Annotated in this window: 24 protein-coding genes; 11 read left to right on the top strand and 13 right to left on the bottom strand. The window is 66.5% G+C overall.

The genetic code is table 11. The features are described from left to right. Positions 1-7 precede the first annotated feature (7 nt). The 3 genes from B6S44_RS17340 to B6S44_RS17330 all read right to left on the bottom strand — a co-directional run bounded on the left by B6S44_RS17340 (position 8) and on the right by B6S44_RS17330 (position 1,461). Entirely contained in the window at positions 8-412 is a 405-nt protein-coding gene (locus B6S44_RS17340) for a PIN domain-containing protein (RefSeq protein ID WP_129158137.1), read from the bottom strand. Further along, positions 409-645, bottom strand: a complete 237-nt coding sequence (locus tag B6S44_RS17335; protein WP_129158136.1) for an AbrB/MazE/SpoVT family DNA-binding domain-containing protein — start codon at positions 643-645, stop codon at positions 409-411. Before B6S44_RS17335 ends, B6S44_RS17340 begins: the two co-directional genes overlap by 4 nt. 111 nt (positions 646-756) lie before the next feature. Then, positions 757-1,461, bottom strand: a complete 705-nt coding sequence (locus tag B6S44_RS17330; protein WP_129158135.1) for a glutathione S-transferase family protein — start codon at positions 1,459-1,461, stop codon at positions 757-759. A 107-nt stretch (positions 1,462-1,568) separates the two neighbouring features. Here B6S44_RS17330 and B6S44_RS17325 point away from each other — a divergent pair, with 107 nt between their 5' ends. Together B6S44_RS17325 and B6S44_RS17320 are read left to right on the top strand one after the other, a co-directional pair. Further along, the gene (locus tag B6S44_RS17325) at positions 1,569-1,916 is read left to right on the top strand and encodes a winged helix-turn-helix transcriptional regulator (RefSeq protein WP_129158134.1); all 348 of its coding nucleotides are present in this window, start codon (positions 1,569-1,571) and stop codon (positions 1,914-1,916) included. A 53-nt stretch (positions 1,917-1,969) separates the two neighbouring features. Next, entirely contained in the window at positions 1,970-2,434 is a 465-nt protein-coding gene (locus B6S44_RS17320) for a GNAT family N-acetyltransferase (RefSeq protein ID WP_129158133.1), read from the top strand. 2 nt (positions 2,435-2,436) lie between these two features. On the opposite strand, the gene B6S44_RS17315 is transcribed toward B6S44_RS17320, so the two are convergent. Beyond that, the gene (locus B6S44_RS17315; RefSeq protein ID WP_129158132.1) at positions 2,437-3,957 is read right to left on the bottom strand and encodes a sensor histidine kinase; all 1,521 of its coding nucleotides are present in this window, start codon (positions 3,955-3,957) and stop codon (positions 2,437-2,439) included. Between the two features lie 86 nt (positions 3,958-4,043). Here B6S44_RS17315 and B6S44_RS17310 point away from each other — a divergent pair, with 86 nt between their 5' ends. Both B6S44_RS17310 and B6S44_RS17305 read left to right on the top strand, forming a co-directional pair. Next, positions 4,044-4,595, top strand: coding sequence for a thermonuclease family protein (locus B6S44_RS17310; protein WP_129158131.1), 552 nt, complete (start codon positions 4,044-4,046; stop codon positions 4,593-4,595). Positions 4,596-4,755: 160 nt separating this feature from the next. Then, positions 4,756-5,676: an AEC family transporter gene (locus B6S44_RS17305; RefSeq protein ID WP_129158130.1), complete on the top strand. Its 921-nt coding sequence runs from the start codon at positions 4,756-4,758 to the stop codon at positions 5,674-5,676. A 4-nt stretch (positions 5,677-5,680) separates the two neighbouring features. On the opposite strand, the gene B6S44_RS29405 is transcribed toward B6S44_RS17305, so the two are convergent. After that, a complete protein-coding gene (locus B6S44_RS29405) occupies positions 5,681-5,830 on the bottom strand; it encodes a hypothetical protein (protein ID WP_164985869.1) in 150 nt (49 codons plus the stop codon). A 159-nt stretch (positions 5,831-5,989) separates the two neighbouring features. On the opposite strand from B6S44_RS29405, the gene B6S44_RS17300 reads away from it, so the two are divergent. From B6S44_RS17300 to B6S44_RS17280, 5 genes are read left to right on the top strand one after another with little or no spacing between them, the layout of a single operon-like run. Beyond that, positions 5,990-6,601 carry a glutathione S-transferase family protein gene (locus tag B6S44_RS17300; protein ID WP_129158129.1) on the top strand — a complete coding sequence of 204 codons (612 nt, stop codon included), beginning with the start codon at positions 5,990-5,992 and terminating at the stop codon, positions 6,599-6,601. Between the two features lie 3 nt (positions 6,602-6,604). Beyond that, complete coding sequence (locus tag B6S44_RS17295; RefSeq protein WP_129158128.1) at positions 6,605-7,066, top strand: hypothetical protein; 462 nt, start codon at positions 6,605-6,607, stop codon at positions 7,064-7,066. 20 nt (positions 7,067-7,086) lie between these two features. Next, positions 7,087-7,533, top strand: a complete 447-nt coding sequence (locus B6S44_RS17290; protein WP_129158127.1) for a hypothetical protein — start codon at positions 7,087-7,089, stop codon at positions 7,531-7,533. Beyond that, positions 7,530-7,997, top strand: a complete 468-nt coding sequence (locus B6S44_RS17285; protein WP_129158126.1) for a hypothetical protein — start codon at positions 7,530-7,532, stop codon at positions 7,995-7,997. The genes B6S44_RS17290 and B6S44_RS17285 overlap by 4 nt, the downstream gene beginning before the upstream one ends. Next, complete coding sequence (locus B6S44_RS17280) at positions 7,994-8,632, top strand: uracil-DNA glycosylase family protein (RefSeq protein ID WP_129158125.1); 639 nt, start codon at positions 7,994-7,996, stop codon at positions 8,630-8,632. The genes B6S44_RS17285 and B6S44_RS17280 overlap by 4 nt, the downstream gene beginning before the upstream one ends. A gap of 110 nt (positions 8,633-8,742) precedes the next feature. On the opposite strand, the gene B6S44_RS17275 is transcribed toward B6S44_RS17280, so the two are convergent. Continuing rightward, positions 8,743-9,609: an NAD(P)-dependent oxidoreductase gene (locus B6S44_RS17275; protein WP_129158124.1), complete on the bottom strand. Its 867-nt coding sequence runs from the start codon at positions 9,607-9,609 to the stop codon at positions 8,743-8,745. A gap of 172 nt (positions 9,610-9,781) precedes the next feature. Here B6S44_RS17275 and map point away from each other — a divergent pair, with 172 nt between their 5' ends. After that, positions 9,782-10,534: a type I methionyl aminopeptidase gene (map, locus tag B6S44_RS17270; protein WP_129158123.1), complete on the top strand. Its 753-nt coding sequence runs from the start codon at positions 9,782-9,784 to the stop codon at positions 10,532-10,534. Between the two features lie 6 nt (positions 10,535-10,540). On the opposite strand, the gene B6S44_RS17265 is transcribed toward map, so the two are convergent. From B6S44_RS17265 to B6S44_RS17240, 6 genes are all read right to left on the bottom strand, one after another. After that, the gene (locus B6S44_RS17265) at positions 10,541-10,771 is read right to left on the bottom strand and encodes a type II toxin-antitoxin system ParD family antitoxin (protein WP_129158122.1); all 231 of its coding nucleotides are present in this window, start codon (positions 10,769-10,771) and stop codon (positions 10,541-10,543) included. A 2-nt stretch (positions 10,772-10,773) separates the two neighbouring features. Continuing rightward, complete coding sequence (locus B6S44_RS17260; RefSeq protein WP_129158121.1) at positions 10,774-11,490, bottom strand: ABC transporter permease; 717 nt, start codon at positions 11,488-11,490, stop codon at positions 10,774-10,776. After that, positions 11,487-12,197 (bottom strand): ABC transporter permease, encoded by a 711-nt coding sequence (locus B6S44_RS17255; protein ID WP_110490543.1) that lies wholly within the window; start codon positions 12,195-12,197, stop codon positions 11,487-11,489. Before B6S44_RS17255 ends, B6S44_RS17260 begins: the two co-directional genes overlap by 4 nt. 75 nt (positions 12,198-12,272) lie before the next feature. Further along, positions 12,273-13,046, bottom strand: a complete 774-nt coding sequence (locus B6S44_RS17250) for a transporter substrate-binding domain-containing protein (RefSeq protein ID WP_129158120.1) — start codon at positions 13,044-13,046, stop codon at positions 12,273-12,275. A gap of 235 nt (positions 13,047-13,281) precedes the next feature. After that, on the bottom strand, positions 13,282-14,481 hold the full coding sequence (gene rocD, locus B6S44_RS17245; RefSeq protein WP_129158119.1) for an ornithine--oxo-acid transaminase: 1,200 nt from the start codon (positions 14,479-14,481) through the stop codon (positions 13,282-13,284). Between the two features lie 126 nt (positions 14,482-14,607). Next, the gene (locus B6S44_RS17240) at positions 14,608-14,814 is read right to left on the bottom strand and encodes a putative antibiotic biosynthesis monooxygenase (RefSeq protein ID WP_129158118.1); all 207 of its coding nucleotides are present in this window, start codon (positions 14,812-14,814) and stop codon (positions 14,608-14,610) included. A 134-nt stretch (positions 14,815-14,948) separates the two neighbouring features. On the opposite strand from B6S44_RS17240, the gene B6S44_RS17235 reads away from it, so the two are divergent. Next, positions 14,949-15,545, top strand: coding sequence for a TetR/AcrR family transcriptional regulator (locus B6S44_RS17235; protein WP_129158117.1), 597 nt, complete (start codon positions 14,949-14,951; stop codon positions 15,543-15,545). 2 nt (positions 15,546-15,547) lie between these two features. On the opposite strand, the gene B6S44_RS17230 is transcribed toward B6S44_RS17235, so the two are convergent. After that, positions 15,548-16,777: an MFS transporter gene (locus tag B6S44_RS17230; RefSeq protein WP_129158116.1), complete on the bottom strand. Its 1,230-nt coding sequence runs from the start codon at positions 16,775-16,777 to the stop codon at positions 15,548-15,550. Positions 16,778-16,993 lie beyond the last annotated feature (216 nt).

Genomic DNA, 16,993 nt, shown 5'->3' with positions numbered 1-16,993 from the left:
GGACTGCTTACTCCGCCTTGAACGGATTCTCGATTCTCAGCCGCTCGTCGATGACCAGGCCGTGCTGCATGTCTTCGCTGTAGAGCACGGCACAACCCGCTCGTAGCGCACTCGCCACGATCAGCGCGTCGTAGAGGCTGAACCCGTACCGCTCGGCCAGCCGGACAGCCTCCTGGTGCGTGGCGAGATCGAGCGGATGGACGGTGCGGCTCAGTATCGTGATCGCCTCGACCGCGTCAGTGATCTCCGCCCAGGAGAAGCCGAGCTTGCGACGCGCGACATTGGCGAACTCGTTCAGGACCTGGACGCTGATCTCGCAGCCCCTGCCGAGCAACTCCTCGGCCAAGGCGTTACGCGGATCTTCGCAGAAGGCGTAGACGACCACATTGCTGTCTAGGAAGCTGCGCGTCACGGCGTGCGCTTGTTCGCCTCGTCGCGATCGAAACGCCAGCCCGGCGGGAGCGGCCTGCGCAGGCTGCGGATGCGGGCAAGCGCGCGCCGTTTGCGCTCGTCGCGCGCGATCAGGAAGGTCCGGTCGTTCGCGATCCGGATTTCCACGTCATCGCCTTCCTTGAGCGAGAGTGCCTCGCTGACGGCCGCAGGAATTCTGATGGCGAGGCTGTTGCCCCAGCGTGCGACCTGCATTGACCAGCTCCCGATTGATATACACGGAACATGTATATCCTAAGAGCCGCCGTCAAACTACAATCTCTTGGAAAGGCGCGCCGGGCATTCGACCCGGCGCGCCTTCTCGTTTCAGGCGCCGTAGCGCTCGATGACCTCGGCCAGCGAGACATGACCCTTGCAGGCGCCGCTGCCGGCCGGCGTCTCGCCATTCTCGAGCGCCGTTGCGTAGATCACCGCCGGATCGGCCTCGACCTGCTGGCGTAGCGCCTGCAGCTTCGGCCAGCGCGAGAGCTCGGCGACCTCATGGTATTCGAGCCAGCGCGCCACGCCGGCGAGCAGCCCGTCGGCGAGGCTATGCTTGTCGCCGACCAGCCAGCTTCCGCCGTCGAGCATTTCCTCCAGTCTGTCATGGCGCTCGGTCACTCGCTCCCGCCCGAAACGGCGCAGCGCCGCCTCGAAGTCGGGATCGGGCTCGGGCAGCTCCAGCGCCGCCCAGAGCGGGTAGAAGGCACCGGTGAAGCCGGTGTTGAGGAAGCCCATGAGCTGGTGCATCCGGTCGGCCTCGGGCGAGAGCGGGTCGAAGCTGATCCGCCGTTCGGTATCGCGCGCTTCGAGCCAGGCGGCGATCGCCATCGTCTCGGTGAGCGGGCGGCCCTGATCGGTGATCAGCACCGGGGTTTCGACGCGCGCATTGATCCGCTTGTAGGGCGGCTCGCGCATTTCACCCAGCATATCGACGCGGCTGAGCTTGTAGGGCTGGCCAAGCCATTCGAGAGCCGTGACCAGGCCCATCGAAGTGCCGGACGGATAGCCATAAACGAGGATCGGTTCCATGTTGCGTTTTCCATTTGGGTCGGGAAACGCTGCGCAGCGGGCTGGAACCTAGTCATCCGGGCCCCTAAGTAAATTACGCACTTTTTTGTAACCAGGCGGAACGGAACATGAAGGACGTCGTGTCCGACTGCCCGATCGAAGGCGTCATGCGGGTGCTGAGCGGCCGCTGGCCGACCTTGTTGCTCTACTATCTGAAGGACGGAACCAAGCGCTTCAGCGAGCTTCGGCGCGACAACCCGACCGTCTCGCACCGCATGCTCGCGCTGGAGCTGCGCAAGCTGGAGGCTGCCGGCATCGTCCACCGGATCGACCATGACGGCTATCCGCGCCGGGTCGACTACGAGCTGACCGCAGAGGGACTTCGCCTCGTGCCGTTGATCGATGCGCTCGGTGACTGGTGGGAGGATGTCGAGGCCGAGCGCAGCAGGACGACGGTCCTGCCGAAGGTCGCCTAGCGACAAGGCGAGGCTACGTACTCACGAGTGCTGGGTTTCTGGCGAGCGGGCTGATGACGGAAGATGCTGGCGAATTGGCTGTTCGGCCGCTGGAGGCCGCCGACCGCTCGGACTGGGAGCAGCTGTGGATCGGCTACCATGCTCATGGTCCATTCGGCGGACCGCCGCCGCCGCCCGCGGTCACGGAGGCGACCTTCGCGCGCGTCCTGGCAGGTGACCCGATGCTGGCATTGGTGGCGGTACAGGACGGTGGACTCGTTGGGATCGTCCACGCTGTCCTTCATCCAGTGACATCGTCGGACAAGCCGGCCTGCTTTCTCAACGACCTGTTCGTGGCGGAGCGGGCCCGTCGATGCGGTGTCGGCCGGCGGCTGGTCGAATCGCTTTACGATCTGGCCCGCGCCAAGGGAGCCTTTCGAGTCTACTGGCACATGCAAGTGGCCAATGCGACGGCGGCAAAACTCTACGACAGTGTCGCCAGCCGTTCGGGACATACGGTGTTCAGAAGGGCACTCTAGGGCTACGCGGCGGAGCGCTCGCCCGGGTGCGGCAAGGCCGGCAGCGTGTCCATGACGCGCTCGGCGGGAAGCGTGATCGTCACTTCGGTGCCGGCGCGCGGCGCCGATTTGATGCGGAAGCCGCCGCCATGCAGGTCGACCAGCCCCTTGACGATCGGCAGCCCCAGGCCCGAGCCCTGCTCGGCCGTCTTGATCGCCAGCGAGCCGCGCCCGAAGGTCTGCATCACCACCGGGATCTCGTCCTCCGGGATGCCCGGGCCGGTATCGGTGATGCTGACATATTGCCCGCCGGTGGCGGTCCAGCCGACCTTGATCGAGATATCGCCGCCCTGCGGGGTGAACTTGATCGCATTCGCCAGAATGTTCAGCACGGCCTGGCGGATGGCGCGCTCATCGGCCCAGATCCGCGGCAGCTCGGGCTCTGTCGCCTGGCGGATGGTCTGGCTCTTGGCCTTGGCGCGCAGGTTGAGCATGTGCGCCGCATCGTCGGCAATGCCGGCGAGACTGATCGCCTCCTCGCTGAGCTCATATTTGCCGGATTCGATGCGCGACAGGTCGAGAATCTCGTTGATCAGTGTGAGCAGGTGCTGGCCCGAGGAATGGATGTCGCCGGAGTACTCCTTGTAGGAGGCGTTGGCGTGCGCCCCGAAAACCTCGTTCTTCATCACCTCGGAGAAGCCGAGGATGGCGTTGAGCGGTGTGCGCAGCTCATGGCTCATCGTCGCCAGGAAGCGCGACTTGGCGAGATTGGCTTCCTCCGCCTTGCGCCGGGCTTCGTCGGAATTGGCCTTGGCGGTTTCGAGTTCGGCGATCAGCGCGTCCTTCTCGGCCCGGAACTCGATCGTCTCGACCGAGGTCGAATAGAGCCTGTTGGTCAGGAAGATGAAGAAGAGCTGCGCGCAAGCCGCCATCAGCAGCATGGTGACGCTGTCGATGTCGCTGCGGCCGCTGAAGGACAGAACGATCGCGCCGACGATCGGCACGAGGCTGGAGTAGACCGCGATCGGGATCGCCGCCGCGAGCGTGACGGTGAGTGCGCTGACGATCAGCAGCGCCGTCATCAGGAAAAAGCGGGCGCCGGGTGCATCGATGCCGATGAAGAGGCCCGCGAGCAGGGCCCAGGACAGGCCGTGCAGCAATTCGGCCGCGGGCAGGAGCTTGCGCCAGAAGGCGACGCGCGCGGCGGCGGAGGGCTCGGCCAGGAAGCGCCGGCACAGCACCGCGGTGAAGCCAGTGCTCAGCACCACCAGGCAGAGCCAGCCCGAGACCGTGTAGAACGGCACCCAGACGCAGGCTGCGGCGGCGACCAGGAACGCGAGCAGCAGGGTGCCGGCCGACCCGTTCAGCCGGTACTTTGCGAAGACGCGGATGAGTTCGTAATCGAAGGCGCGCTGGAGCCCGGTCGAGGACGTCAGCTTCTCGCGCGCCGACCGGACCTCGCGGTTGATCAGCTTGCGGCGCGCCAGCACGGTCGGATCGGGTCCGCGACCGCGCTGCACCTGTTCGGCTGTCAGTTCCGCCATGATCTGAAGGCAAAGGCTCCCGACCGGTGGCGCCCCGTCGCGCTCCGGCTCGCCATGATGTGTTGGAAATCGTTAAGCTTGTCCTGATGGCGCGCTTCGGATTCAGGACAAGCAACTATGGTCCGTTCGGCTGGCGGCGGGTCGGCCGCTCGGTCGATTTCGTCGTAGCCCTTGGATTCCTTGTGCTTTTGGCGATTGCCGGCGCCGTCCTGCAGTACCGGCTAGGCCCTAGCCGCAGCCTTGCGGGAGCCGCCGAGGCGATCGATGGCGATTCGCTCAGACTCCTCGGCGAGGAGCTTCGCCTGGAGGGCATCGACGCGCCGGAATTCCGGCAGACCTGCCGGGACCGGAGCGGCGGCGATGTCGCCTGCGGCCGGCAGGCGCGCCGCGCACTGGCCGCCATGCTGGCGCTCGGCAACGTCACCTGCACGATCTCGCGGGCCGACCGCTATGGCCGCGGACTGGCGCGCTGCCGGCAGGGGGATGCCGAGATCAATGCGGCGCTGGTGCGCCAGGGCCAGGCCCTGGCCTATGGTGGGTATCAGGCCGAGGAGGACGAGGCGAAAGCCGCCGGTCGCGGCATCTGGGCGTTGAGCTTCGAGCGGCCGGAGGCCTGGCGGCGCAGCCATCCGCGCTGAACGCGCCCGCCAGTCATGCGGATTCGTCAACGTCACTGGCAGCTTTGGCATTTTCATCCTCAGCAACCGCAATCTAAAGAAGGATCGTCTCCTTCTTGTTCTCTCGTCGGATTCGCTTCCGCATGACGCCATCGCCCGCCTGCCGATCGGAGCTGCCGGCATGATCGGCGCTATTCTGCTCGCTTTGGCGCCGATCGCCCTGTTGATCGCGCTCGGCCACGCCATGCGCCGCTTGCGCTTCCTGCCGGATGCGTTCTGGCCGCAGGCCGAACGGCTGAGCTACTACGTCCTTCTGCCGGCCCTCTTCATGCACGCTTTGGCGATGGCCGATCTCAAGGGTCTTCCCGTTGCCGAGCTGGCCTTGACGCTGATGGCCGCGATCATCGCCGTGGCGGCGGTGCTCGTGCTGGCAAAGCGCCGGCTCGGCTACAGCGATGCCGCCTTCACCTCGGTCTTCCAGGGCGGCATCCGCTTCAACAACTATGTCGGCCTGAGCGCGGCCGGCAGCATGCTCGGGGCTTCGGCTCTGCCGCTCGCGGCCGTAGCCAATGCGGCGATCGTGCCGACCGTGAACGTGCTCTGCGTCCTGGTTTTTGCCCGCTGGGGCTCGGCGCAGCCGACCTTGCGCGGCATTCTCCGGGGCCTCGCCCTCAATCCGCTGCTGATGTCCTGCGTGCTCGGCATCGTCATCCAGCTCAGCGGCCTCGGCCTGCCGCCTGGTGTCGAGGGCGCTCTCAAGGCGCTCGGGCAGGCCTCGCTGCCGATCGGTCTGCTCTGTGTCGGCGCGGCGCTCGATTGGGGGGCGCTGGGGCGCGGCCTGAAGCCGGCGCTGGTCGCTTCCTTCGTCAAGTTCGTGCTGATGCCGCTGGCCACCTATCTGGCGCTCAAGGGCTTCGGCCTTGGCGGTCAGGCGGCGACGCTCGCCATCCTGTTTCAGGCGCTGCCGACCGCCTCTTCATCCTATGTGATGGCGCGCCAGCTCGGCGGTGACGCGCCGCTTATGGCCGGCATCTGTGCGCTGCAGACCATTCTGGCGGCCGTTGCTGTGCCGCTTGCGTTGATCCTGCTCGCGCCGGGCTGAGCGATCACATGGGCTCGCGCGGATCGTCCTTGCGCGGCCCGTCGAGGCGTGCCGCGCCAGGTTCGCGCGAACGTGACCAGAAGCTCGCGAGCATCAGCCCCACCGGAATGGCGAGGATGACGATCCAGACGACGAAGCTCCAATCCTGAGGCATGTCGGTTCCCCTCGCGGAACGGTAATCGCGGGCGAGGGCGGTTTGTTCCTGTCGACGCTCGTCAGTGTCGTCTTGCCGCCGTGTTTGCGGGTGAACTCTTGACAGGGCCGCGGCGGCACCGTGAAACCGCCATGTCTCGGGACGGCGAAAGGCGAGGGCATGAAGCTCTATGACGGCGGGCGTGCGCCCAATCCACGGCGGGTCCGCATCTTCTTCGCCGAGAAGGGCGTACCTCTGCCCGAACTCGTCCCGGTCGACATCGGCAAGAAGGAGCACCGCACACCGGAATTCACCCGGATCAACCCGTCGCAGCGCCTGCCGGTGTTGCTGCTGGAGGACGGGACTGCGCTGGCCGAGACGATTGCTATCTGCCGCTATGTCGAGAGCCTGCATCCGGCGCCGGCCCTGTTCGGCTCCGCCCCCAAGGAAGCCGCGCTGATCGAGATGTGGAATCGGCGCATCGAGCTCGGGCTGTTCTCGGCGGTTTCGGCTGTGTTTCGCCACAGCCATCCCGCCATGGCCGAGCTCGAGGACCAGGTGCCCGAATGGGCCGAGGCCAATCGCGAGCTGATCGACGATCATCTGGTGCTGCTCGATCTGCAGCTCGGCGCCAACCGCTTCCTCTGTGGCGAGGAGCTGACGGTGGCCGATATCACTGCCGGCATCGCCATCGACTTCATGAAGCCATCGCGCATCCCGTTGCCGGAGGATTTCGCCAACATCCGCCGCTGGCATGGCGAGATCTCGGCCCGCCCGAGCTGGAAGGCTTGAGCGATGCGCCTGCTGGCGATCCTGTTCGCTTTTATGCTGCCGCTTGCCGCTATGGCGGCGGAGAAGCTGACGGGCGAGCAGATCAACCAGGCCTTCACCGGCAACACGGTCAGCGGCCGCTATACCGGCGGCGGCTTCTTCACCGAGTACCACGACCCGGACGGACGGGCGCTTGGCAATAATGGCTGGCAGGAGAACCGCGACGCCTGCTGGATCACCAAGGGCGACTCTGTCTGCTACTATTATGGCCCGCCGGAGGAGCGGACGACGCATTGCTTCACGGTCGAATTGACCGAGCGGCTCTATATCCTGCGCAATGTCGGCGATCGCCGAATTAATGCGGTGGCGACGATCGAGCTCGCCAACCCGCGCAATCATACCGATGGCGGCAAGCCCTGGTACTGTGACGGGCTGATCTCGCGCGGCCCGCAGCTTCCGATGTCGCGGCGGGTGGCGGCACGATGACTCGGGCTTCGACGGTAGCGATGCTCCTGGGGCTATGCGCTTGCGCCACGAGCGCCGCTGCGGTCGAGCGGCTGACCGGCCAGGAGATCCGCCAGCTCTTCGAAGGCAATACGGTCGCCGGTCGCTACAATAACGGCCTGCCGTTCAGCGAATATCATCACCAGGACGGGCGCGCGACCGGGCACAACCGGCACGTGACCAACACCGATGCCTGCTGGACGACGACGGACGACGCCGTCTGCTACTATTACGGTCCCCACGAGACACGCCGGACCTATTGCTTCGCCGTCGAGCGCAGCGGCACGCTCTATGTGCTGAAGACCTACCGCACCGGCCGCATCAACGGCATCGCCACCGTCCAGCAAGGCGATCCCGAGAAGCATACCGACAAGGCACCGTCCTGGCATTGCGACGGGCTGATTTCGAACGCGCCGCCAGCGATGTCGCCGCGGGTCGCCTCGCGGTGAGACTGTTCGCGCTGGCGCTGCTTCTCGGCCTCTCGGTATGGGGGAGCGAGACGCAGGCCGTCGAGCGGTTGACCGGTGAACAGATGCGCCAGCTCGTCGAAGGCAATACGGTGACCGGCCGCTACAGCACCGGAGAAACCTTCAGCGAGTACCATCATGAGGATGGACGGGTGAGCGGGTATAATCGCAATCGGGAAACGCCGAACCGCGATGCCTGCTGGACCACGACGCAGGATGCGATCTGCTACTATTACGGCCCGATCGAGACGCGCCAGACCCATTGCTTCACGGTCGAGCGCAGCGGCACGCTCTATGTCCCGCGCAGCGTCGTCAGCGGCGGCATCGTCGGTGCCTTCGCCATTCAGCCCGGCGATCCCGAGAAGCATGCCGACAGGGTTCCGGCCTGGCATTGCGACGGGCTGATCTCGCAGCGTCCGGGCCGGGAGCGCTTGGCCGGACGATGAGCGGGCAGGGGCCTTCGCAGGAGGCGCTCGACGACGTCCTCGTCGAACTGCGCGCCTGCCGGATCTGCCGGGATGCGCCGCTCTACGGCCCGCCCCTGCCGCATGAGCCGCGCCCCATCATCCAGGCGCAGGCGAGCGCGCGCCTGCTGATCGCGAGCCAAGCGCCAGGCACGCGCGTCCACGTCAGCGGCAGGCCCTTCACCGATCGTTCCGGCGATCGCTTGCGCGACTGGCTCGGCCTCGACCATGCCCGCTTCTACGACGCCTCGCGCGTCGCGATCGTGCCGATGGGGCATTGCTTTCCCGGGCTCGACGCCAAGGGCGGCGACCTGCCGCCGCGCCGCGAATGCGCGCCGGCCTGGCGCGAGCGCGTGCTCGCGGCGCTGCCGGAGATCGAGCTCGTGCTGGTGATCGGCCGTTATGCCCAAGCCTGGCATCTCGGGCCGAAGGCGGCGGCCAACCTGACGGCGACCGTCGCGGACTGGCGCACCCTCTTCGCGCAGGAGCGCCGGCCACGCATCCTGCCGCTGCCGCATCCCTCCTGGCGCAACAATGGCTGGCTCAGGAAGAACCCCTGGTTCGAGGCGGAGCTGGTGTCGGTGCTGCGGGCCGAGGTGGCGCGGCTGGTCGGCTGAACTCACCCGTCATTGCGAGGAGCGCAGCGACGAAGCAATCCAGGGGAGGCAGGGCGCAGTGGCCAGTCCTCTGGATTGCTTCGCTGCGCTCGCAATGACGAGTGGGCCCTCTACGGCTCCAGCCGCTTCAACAGGCTGGACGTATCCCAGCGCCCGCCGCCGAGCTTCTGCACATCGCCATAGAACTGGTCGACCAGCGCGGTCACCGGCAGGCGGGCGCCGTTGTTACGGGCTTCGTCGAGCACGATGCCGAGATCCTTGCGCATCCAGTCGACGGCGAAGCCGAAATCGAACTTGTCGGCATTCATCGTCTTGCCGCGGTTCTCCATCTGCCAGGAGCCGGCGGCGCCCTTCGAGATCACCTCCAGCATCGCCTCGACATCGAGGCCGGCGCGCTTGGCGAAATGAACCCCCTCGGAGAGGCCCTGGACGAGCCCGGCGATGCAGATCTGGTTGACCATCTTGGTGAGCTGGCCGGAGCCGGCGGGCCCCATCAGCCGGCACATGCGGGCAAAGCTGGCGATCACCGGCTCGACCTTGGCGTAGGTCTCAGGCTCGCCGCCGCACATCACGGTCAGCACGCCGTTCTCGGCGCCGGCCTGGCCGCCGGAGACCGGAGCGTCGATGAAGCCGAAGCCGGCCGCCTTCGCCGCGGCGTCGAGTTCGCGCGCCACATTGGCCGAGGCGGTGGTGTGGTCGACGAAGACCGTGCCCTTGCCCATCGCGGCGAAGGCGCCGTTCTCGCCGGTCGTCACCGAGCGCAGATCGTCGTCATTGCCGACGCAGCAGAACACGATCTCCTGGCCCTCGGCCGCCTGGGCCGGCGTCGGCGCGTAGACGCCGGCGTGCTGCGCCACCCATTTCTGGGCCTTCTCCGGCGAGCGGTTGAAGACGGTGACGTCGTGGCCCTTGGCCTTGAGATGGCCGGCCATGGGATAGCCCATCACGCCGAGACCGAGGAAAGCGACTTTGGCCATGGGACTGCTCCGCTGCATCGTCTGAAAGGTCAGTGCGGCTTTAGCGCGCCGGGGAAGGCGAGGGAAGCGATGCACGCGCGATAGCAGCGATCGCGATTCCGCAGAGATCATGCATGGACAGTCTGCCGCGCCCTGGCTTGTCGCTCTCGCCGAAATCAGTCAGGAACCCCGGATGACCATCACCAATGATGAAGAACTGCAGGCCCTGCGCGAGATCGGCCGCATTGTCGCCGATACGCTGGCGGCCATGGGGCGGGCGCTCGAACCGGGCATGACCACGGCCGAACTCGATGCGATCGGCCGCGACATGCTCGAAAGGCACGGCGCACGGTCGGCGCCCGAGACAGTCTACGCCTTCCCGGGCGCCACTTGCATCAGCATCAATGAGGAGGTCGCGCACGGCATTCCGGGCGATCGCCGGATCGCTGCGGGCGATCTGGTGAACATCGACGTCTCCGCCGAGAAGGCCGGCTACTACTCAGACACCGGAGCATCCTTCACGGTGCCGCCGGTCGATCGCCGGATCGAACGGCTCTGTCGCGACGGCAAGCGTGCGCTCTGGGCCGGGCTCGGGCAGGTCGGCGCTGGCAAGCCGATCGCCGGGATCGGCGAGGCGGTCGGCCGCTTCGCCCAGAAGAACGGCTATACGCTGGTGCGCAACCTCGCCAGCCACGGCATCGGGCGCTCGCTGCACGAGGAGCCCAAGGAGATCGCGACCTGGCCGGAGCGCTCCGAGCGGCGGGTCATGCAGAAGGGGCTCGTCTTCACCGTCGAGCCGTTCCTGTCGCTGGGCGCCGACTGGGCGGAGCACGAGGGCGACGACCGCTGGACGCTCTATGCCGAGCCACGTGCGCCGACCGTGCAGTACGAGCACACCGTGGTCGCAACCGCCAACGGCCCGCTGGTCTTGACCTTACCGGGCTGAGCGGGGCTACCGCGCGAGGGCTGCCGCGAAGAGCTCCTCGCTCGAACGCGAACTGACGCCGCTGTTCAGGCCTTCGTCGACGAAATGCTGCATCGCCGTGATCTTCTCGTTGCGCTCCTGATCCTGCCGGATCAGGTAGCGGATATAGTCGCTTGCACTGGCATAGCGCCCGCTCTCGGTCTGGGCCTCGACCCAATCCTTCATCGAAGCCGGCAAGGACATGTTGACCGTCACCATCTTCACCTCAGCGCCATATGCCGCGTCAGCCTGAGCTCGATCCGGTCCCAGACCCGGCGGATGATCTCGGTGAGCACGAGATAGATCAACGCCGCATAGAGATAGATCGAGAGGTCGAAGGAGCGGGCGAAGGCGAGGCGCGTTGCGCCCATCAGATCGAACAGCGTCACCAGCGAGGCGATGGCGCTCGCCTTGATCATCACGATCAATTCGTTGCCGAGCGGGCGCAGTGCCAGGATCATCGCCTGCGGCAGGATCACCCGGCGCAGCGTCGCCCAGCGGTGCAGGCCGAGCGCCAGGGAGCCTTCGAACTGGCCGCGCGGGATCGACTGGATGGCGCCGCGCAAGATCTCGGCTTGGTAGGCAGCGGTGTTGATGGTGAAGGTGAAGAGCGCGCAGTAGAACGGCTCGCGGAAGAACCACCACAGGCCGATATCCTGCCAGAACAGGCGGAACTGGCCGAAGCCGTAATAGACCAGGAACAGCTGGCAGAGCAGCGGCGTGCCACGGAAGAAGGTGGTGTAGCCGTTGATCGCGATCTGCGCCCAGCGTGGGCCATAGAGCCTGGCGATCGCGAGGCCGATCGCGAGCACGAAGCCGAACGCGACCGAGAGCACCACCAGCTGGAAGGTGAGCAATAGGCCGCTGGCCATGCGGCAACCATAGTTCTGCAGGACCTCGCTGCCGATCAGGTGGCCGGGGTATTCGCACCAGTTCATCGCGTCGCTCCGCCGAAGGCGGCGAAGCCGCGATTGGTGCGCTGCTCGAGCTTGCCGATGCCCCAGGCGGAAACCAGCGAGAAGAAGAAGTAGAGCATCATCGCCGTGCCGAAGAACAGGAACGGCTCCTTGGTCACGACATTGGCGCGCGTCGCGATGAACATGATGTCCTGTAGCGTGATCACCGAGATCAGCGAAGTCTCCTTCAGCAGCACCATCCAGTTGTTGCCGAGACCGGGCAGCGCGACACGGATCAATTGCGGGAAGACGACGAGCCGGAAGGCCTGCGCCTTCGACAGGCCGAGCGCCGAGGCTGCCTCGCGCTGGCCCTTCTGGATCGAGTTCAGCGCGCCGACCCAGACCTCGCTCGAGAAGGCCGCGAGCACCATGCCGAGTGCGACCATGCCAGCGACGAAGGGCGGGATCGAGAAGCCGCTCCAGACCTTCTGCACCAGCACCTGGATGCCGAAATAGATGATGTAGAGCGTGAGCAGCTCGGGCACACCACGGAAGACGGTGGTGTAGATCGTCGCCAGCGAGCGCAGGAGCACGCTGTCGGAGCGCTTCCACAGCGCGATGATCAGGCCGAGCGCCAGGCCGAAGGGCAGGGTCGCGAGCGCGACCGAGATGGTGTTGGCCGCGCCTTGCAGCAGGGCCCAACCCCAGCCGCCGGGGCCGAAGCCGAGCAGAGCGAGCTTATCGAACATGGCAGAGCCGGCGCGCGAGGGATAAAAGCCCGCCGGCCTGAAGCGGCCGGCGGGTGGGCGTCAGCAGGCTTCAGATCATTCGTACTTGAACCACTTGTCCTCGAGCTTCTTCAGCGAGCCGTCGGCGACGGTCTCGGCGACCGCCTTGTCGACCAGCGCCTTCAGCGCGGTGTCGGCCTTGCGGACGGCGCCGGCGACGCCCGCGCCATGGATCGCGTCATCGCGAGTGACCTCAGCGATCCGCTTGCAGCAGCCCTTGCCCTGTCCCTTGAGGAAATCGGCGAGGGCCAGCGCGTCGGCGACGATGTAGTCGAGGCGGCCGTTGAGCAGGTCGAGATTGGCTTCTTCCTGGGTCGGATAGAGGCGCGCGGTCGAGTCCTTGTAGAACTTCTCGACGTAGTTGGCGTGGATGGTCGAGCCTTGCGCGCCGATCGACTTGCCCTTCAGGGTCGCCGGCGAGATGTCGGCCGAAGCGGTGCTCTTGGGGCCGATCATCCAGATCGGCGTCTTGCTGTAGACCGAGGTGAAGTCGACCTGCTTCTTGCGTTCCTCGGTGGCGTTCATGCCGGCGAGGATGATGTCGTATTTGTTGGCCTGCAGCGCCGGGATGATGCCGTCCCAATCCTGCACGACCCAGCTGCACTTCACCTTCATCTTCTCGCAGAGAAGGTTGCCGTAATCGATCTCGAAGCCTTCCAGCTCCTTCTTGGCGTTGAGGTTGTTGTAGGGCGGATAGGCCCCCTCCGTGCCGATCCGGACTTCCTTCCACTCCTTGGCCTGGGCGAGCGCCCCGGTGGCGCCGGCAACGGTGAGCGCTGCGGCTGCGAAGAACTTTGCGAAACCTTTCATGGGACCTCCCCTTGGGTTTGGCCAACCGGGCGTTTCGAGTTCCCGCATCGGCTTGTGCGCGACAGCTTGTGCGATCCTTGGTGCGGGCCGCAAGTAGGCTCTTGCAGCTTTTCTGAGCGCGTCCGCACAAGGATGTCGCAAGTCAGGCCGCTGTTTTTGTTGTTGAAATCGTACCGTGGCGGCGGTTTTCGCTGGTTCCGGTCCAGGCGGCCGCACACGGATTTCGTCGCAGCACTCAGCGCGTCAGCGACGCGAAGACGTTTTCGCAGCGCTCCAGCCCCCAATCCAGCTCCTGCCGGCTGATCGTCAGTGGCGGCGCGAAGCGGATGGTGTGCTCATGCGTTTCCTTGGTTAGCACGCCGGCATCGGCGAGACGGGCGACGATCTCCTTGGCATTTCCGGCGCCAGGGGTGATCTCGACGCCGATCCAGAGGCCGCGCCCACGCACCTCGCTGGCGAGCCCGATCGTCATCGCTTCGAGCCGCCGCTTCATATAGTCGCCGAGCTCGGCCGAACGCTCGACCAGTTTTTCCTCGTCGATCACCGCCAGCGCCTCGAAGCCGATCGCCGCTGCGAGCGCGTTGCCGCCGAAGGTCGAGCCATGCGAGCCCGGCCCGAACAGCTCCATCACTGCGCGCGAGGCCAGGAAGGCCGAGACCGGATAGACCCCGCCGCCCAAGGCCTTGCCGACGATGAGCCCGTCCGGCTTCACGCCCTCGTGCTGATGCGCGAACCAGTGGCCGGTGCGGCCGAGGCCGGACTGGATCTCGTCGAGGATCAGGAGGACGTTGTGCCGGTCGCAGAGCGTCCGCAGCGCCCTGAGATAGCCGTCCGGGGGCAGCACAATGCCGGCTTCGCCCTGGATCGGCTCGATCAGGATCGCGGCGGTGTTCGGCGTGATCGCTGCTTCCATCGCGGCCGCGTCGCCGAAGGGCACACTGACGAAGCCTGGCGCGAACGGGCCGAAGCCGTCGCGGTAGCTCTCATCGGAGGAGAAGCCGACGATCGTCGTGGTGCGGCCGTGGAAATTGTTGTCGGCGACGATGATCTCGGCCCTGCTGTCGGCGATGCCCTTGACCTTGTGGCCCCAGCGCCTGGCAGCCTTGATTGCGGTCTCGACAGCTTCGGCGCCGGTGTTCATCGGCAGCGCCATGTCCTGGCCGGCGACGGCGCAGAGCCTCGCCAGGAAGGGGCCGAGCGGTTCGGTGTGGAAGGCGCGGCTGGTCACGGCGAGGCGCCTGGCCTGCTCATTCAGCACCTTGAGGATACGCGGATGGCCATGGCCGAGACTGACGGCGGAATAGCCGCTCATCATGTCGAGACGCCGCACGCCGGCGACATCGGTGAGCCAGACCCCTTCGCCATGGGAGAGCATGATCGGCAGGGGTGCGTAGTTCTGCGCGCAGACTTCGCGTTCAAGCACGATCGCATTCATGGCGGTTCTCCCTCGTTTCCCAGAGGGTAGGCCCATGAAAGCAGCCGAGGCAGGCCGCCATGTTGCCGCATCGCAGCCGATTCTGTCGCGGTGGCGACAGAATCGGACAAATGCGAGCCTTCGGCCTCAGCGGCGGGCGATCGGAATGACGAGATAGACCATGCCCAGCACCATGGGCGGCACGGCGAGCGCCGTCACCGACCAGGTCGACCAGCCGGTCGTCACCGGCGCCAGCGCGACCAGGATCAGGTTGATCAGCAGATAGGCGCCGAGCATCAGCGTCCCCAGAAAACGCAGGCGGGCGAGAACAGGATTGCGGGCTGCAGTAGTCATTGTCACCTCAGTAACGGAACGATCCGTTTCGTTATCTATTGATAGATACGATCCGTTTCGATATCAATTCGCTCTGTTGCAAGATCGTGCTTGCAGGGATGGCCAGCGCATCGGGTTGAGCGGAGGAAGAGCCGATCATAAAAGCCGCGACACCGCGCCGCCGCGCCTCGATCGGGGCGAAGCGCAATCCGGCCTCACAGGCGGCGATCCTCGCCGCCGCCCGCGCCGTGCTGGCGGAGGAGGGCTATGCCGGCTTCTCGATCGACGCCGTCTCGCGCCGCGCCGGCGCCGGCAAGCCGACGATCTATCGCTGGTGGAAGAACCGGGCCGATCTGCTGATGGAGGTCTATGCCGCCGAAAAGGCGATCATCACGGCCGTGCCGACAGATGATCTCGCGCGGGACCTCGTCGATCACACCACAGCGCTCTGGGGCTTCTGGTGCGGGACGCCCTCAGGGCGCACGTTCCGGGCATTGTTGGCCGAAGCCCAGAGCGATCCGGAGGCGCTCGCGGCTTTGCGCGACAAGTTCCTGCCCGAGCGATTGCGGGACGTTCGCGGCCTCTTCACCGCCGCGGTGGCGCGCGGCGATATTCCGGCCGAGGAGGTCGAGGCCAGGCTCGCGCTCTATCTCGGCTTCAACTGGTTCTATGTGCTGACCGACCAGCTCGAGGCCGGTCAGGCGTCGATCCCGGCCGCGATGCGCCTGATCGCGGCGCCGACACCGCGCTGAGATCAGGCGCTGGCGAGGGCTGCCCGTTGCCGGACCTTCGCATCCCACAGCGTCACTAGCCAGATCGCAAGGCCCGCGAGCGCGAGGCCGGCGCCGACCCAGCCGGTCGAGGTCCAGCCATAGCCGGCGGCGATCGCCATGCCGCCGAACCAGGGGCCGAGCGCATTGGCGGTGTTGAAGGCGCTGTGATTCAACGCCGCGGCGAGCGTCTGCGCGTCCTGCGCGACGTCCATCAACCTTGTCTGCAGGGGCGTACCGAGCCCGCCGCCGCAGCCGATCATGAAGGCGACGGCGCAGATCGCCCAGATATTGCCGGCGGCGAAGGGAAAGAGTGCCAGCGAGCCCGCGGTCCAGATCAGGATGATCGCGATCGAGGCCATCGGCATCCGGTCAGCGAGCCAGGCGGCGGCGAGCGTGCCAAAGGTTAGGCCGAGCCCAAAGATCGCCAGCACGACCGGCACCATCGACGGCGAAACCTGCGTCACCTCGATCAGGGTCGAGGCGAGATAGGTGTAGACCGCGAACAGGCCGCCGAAGCCGACGGCGCCGATTGCAAGCGTCAGCCAGACCTGCCGGTGGCGCAGCGCGCCGAGCTCGCGCAAGGCGCTGGCGCCGGGCTGGGGCCGATCCTTCGGAGCGAACAAAGCGATCAGGATCACCGTCGTCAGCGCCAGCGCCGTGACGACGCCGAAGCCCCAGCGCCAGCCGAGCACCTGGCCGAGCCAGTTCGCCAGCGGCACGCCGAGAATCGTCGCGATCGTCAGGCCGAGCATGACCCGCGCCACGGCGAGCGCGCGCCGGTTCGCCGGCACCAGCGAAGCCGCGACCAGCGCCGCGACGCCGAAATAGGCGCCGTGCGGCAGCCCGCTGAGGAAGCGGAACAGCAGCATCCAGCCATAGCTGGGCGCGAGCGCGGAAAGGCCGTTGCCGAGCGCGAACGCCGCCATCAGCGCGATCAGCAAGGTGCGGCGCGAGAGCTTCGTCGCCAGCACCGCGATGATCGGGGCGCCGACGACGACGCCGGCCGCATAGGCGCTGATCACGTGCCCGGCCGCCGGCTCGTCGACGCCGAGCCCGGCCGAGAAATAGGGCAGCAGGCTCATCACCGCGAACTCGGCCGTGCCGATGGCGAAGCCGCCCATCGCCAAAGCGAGCAGGACAAGGCCGATACGCGGCGCGGTGGCGGAGCGGGCAGGGCGCGCGAACGCGTCTCCCGTGCTCGAGAGGCTCATGACGATGGTCCGTGATGGATTGTTATTGGTCGCGGCGCGAGGGCGCACATTGCACTGCAGCATATGCCTCAGCTCATGCGTAAACCGCAAGTGTCCGCTGAGTAAAACCAGCGCGAGCGCTGCAGGCATGTTGCAGGCGCATGATGTGTGAGCTTCAGTCAGATGGACGCGTCATTCCGGACAAGCCGCGTAGCGGCGCAGCTCCGGAATCCATCG

It is taken from the genome of Allobosea sp. Tri-44 (genome assembly GCF_004123845.1).
Taxonomy (GTDB): domain Bacteria; phylum Pseudomonadota; class Alphaproteobacteria; order Rhizobiales; family Beijerinckiaceae; genus Allobosea.
Note: the sequence above shows the minus strand (reverse complement) of the source record. Positions and strands in the feature narration are given on the sequence as shown.

Coding starts and splice junctions, on each gene's coding strand:
- B6S44_RS17295 (WP_129158128.1), top strand. CDS start 6,605: ATGCGCCTGCTGGCGATCCTGTTCGCTTTTATGCTGCCGCTTGCCGCT.
- B6S44_RS17325 (WP_129158134.1), top strand. CDS start 1,569: ATGAAGGACGTCGTGTCCGACTGCCCGATCGAAGGCGTCATGCGGGTG.
- B6S44_RS17320 (WP_129158133.1), top strand. CDS start 1,970: ATGACGGAAGATGCTGGCGAATTGGCTGTTCGGCCGCTGGAGGCCGCC.
- map (WP_129158123.1), top strand. CDS start 9,782: ATGACCATCACCAATGATGAAGAACTGCAGGCCCTGCGCGAGATCGGC.
- B6S44_RS17260 (WP_129158121.1), bottom strand. CDS start 11,490: ATGAACTGGTGCGAATACCCCGGCCACCTGATCGGCAGCGAGGTCCTG.
- B6S44_RS29405 (WP_164985869.1), bottom strand. CDS start 5,830: ATGCCTCAGGATTGGAGCTTCGTCGTCTGGATCGTCATCCTCGCCATT.
- B6S44_RS17335 (WP_129158136.1), bottom strand. CDS start 645: ATGCAGGTCGCACGCTGGGGCAACAGCCTCGCCATCAGAATTCCTGCG.
- B6S44_RS17250 (WP_129158120.1), bottom strand. CDS start 13,046: ATGAAAGGTTTCGCAAAGTTCTTCGCAGCCGCAGCGCTCACCGTTGCC.
- B6S44_RS17240 (WP_129158118.1), bottom strand. CDS start 14,814: ATGACTACTGCAGCCCGCAATCCTGTTCTCGCCCGCCTGCGTTTTCTG.
- B6S44_RS17265 (WP_129158122.1), bottom strand. CDS start 10,771: ATGGTGACGGTCAACATGTCCTTGCCGGCTTCGATGAAGGATTGGGTC.
- B6S44_RS17315 (WP_129158132.1), bottom strand. CDS start 3,957: ATGGCGGAACTGACAGCCGAACAGGTGCAGCGCGGTCGCGGACCCGAT.
- rocD (WP_129158119.1), bottom strand. CDS start 14,481: ATGAATGCGATCGTGCTTGAACGCGAAGTCTGCGCGCAGAACTACGCA.
- B6S44_RS17330 (WP_129158135.1), bottom strand. CDS start 1,461: ATGGAACCGATCCTCGTTTATGGCTATCCGTCCGGCACTTCGATGGGC.
- B6S44_RS17305 (WP_129158130.1), top strand. CDS start 4,756: ATGATCGGCGCTATTCTGCTCGCTTTGGCGCCGATCGCCCTGTTGATC.
- B6S44_RS17290 (WP_129158127.1), top strand. CDS start 7,087: ATGCTCCTGGGGCTATGCGCTTGCGCCACGAGCGCCGCTGCGGTCGAG.
- B6S44_RS17255 (WP_110490543.1), bottom strand. CDS start 12,197: ATGTTCGATAAGCTCGCTCTGCTCGGCTTCGGCCCCGGCGGCTGGGGT.
- B6S44_RS17280 (WP_129158125.1), top strand. CDS start 7,994: ATGAGCGGGCAGGGGCCTTCGCAGGAGGCGCTCGACGACGTCCTCGTC.
- B6S44_RS17300 (WP_129158129.1), top strand. CDS start 5,990: ATGAAGCTCTATGACGGCGGGCGTGCGCCCAATCCACGGCGGGTCCGC.
- B6S44_RS17275 (WP_129158124.1), bottom strand. CDS start 9,609: ATGGCCAAAGTCGCTTTCCTCGGTCTCGGCGTGATGGGCTATCCCATG.
- B6S44_RS17230 (WP_129158116.1), bottom strand. CDS start 16,777: ATGAGCCTCTCGAGCACGGGAGACGCGTTCGCGCGCCCTGCCCGCTCC.
- B6S44_RS17310 (WP_129158131.1), top strand. CDS start 4,044: ATGGCGCGCTTCGGATTCAGGACAAGCAACTATGGTCCGTTCGGCTGG.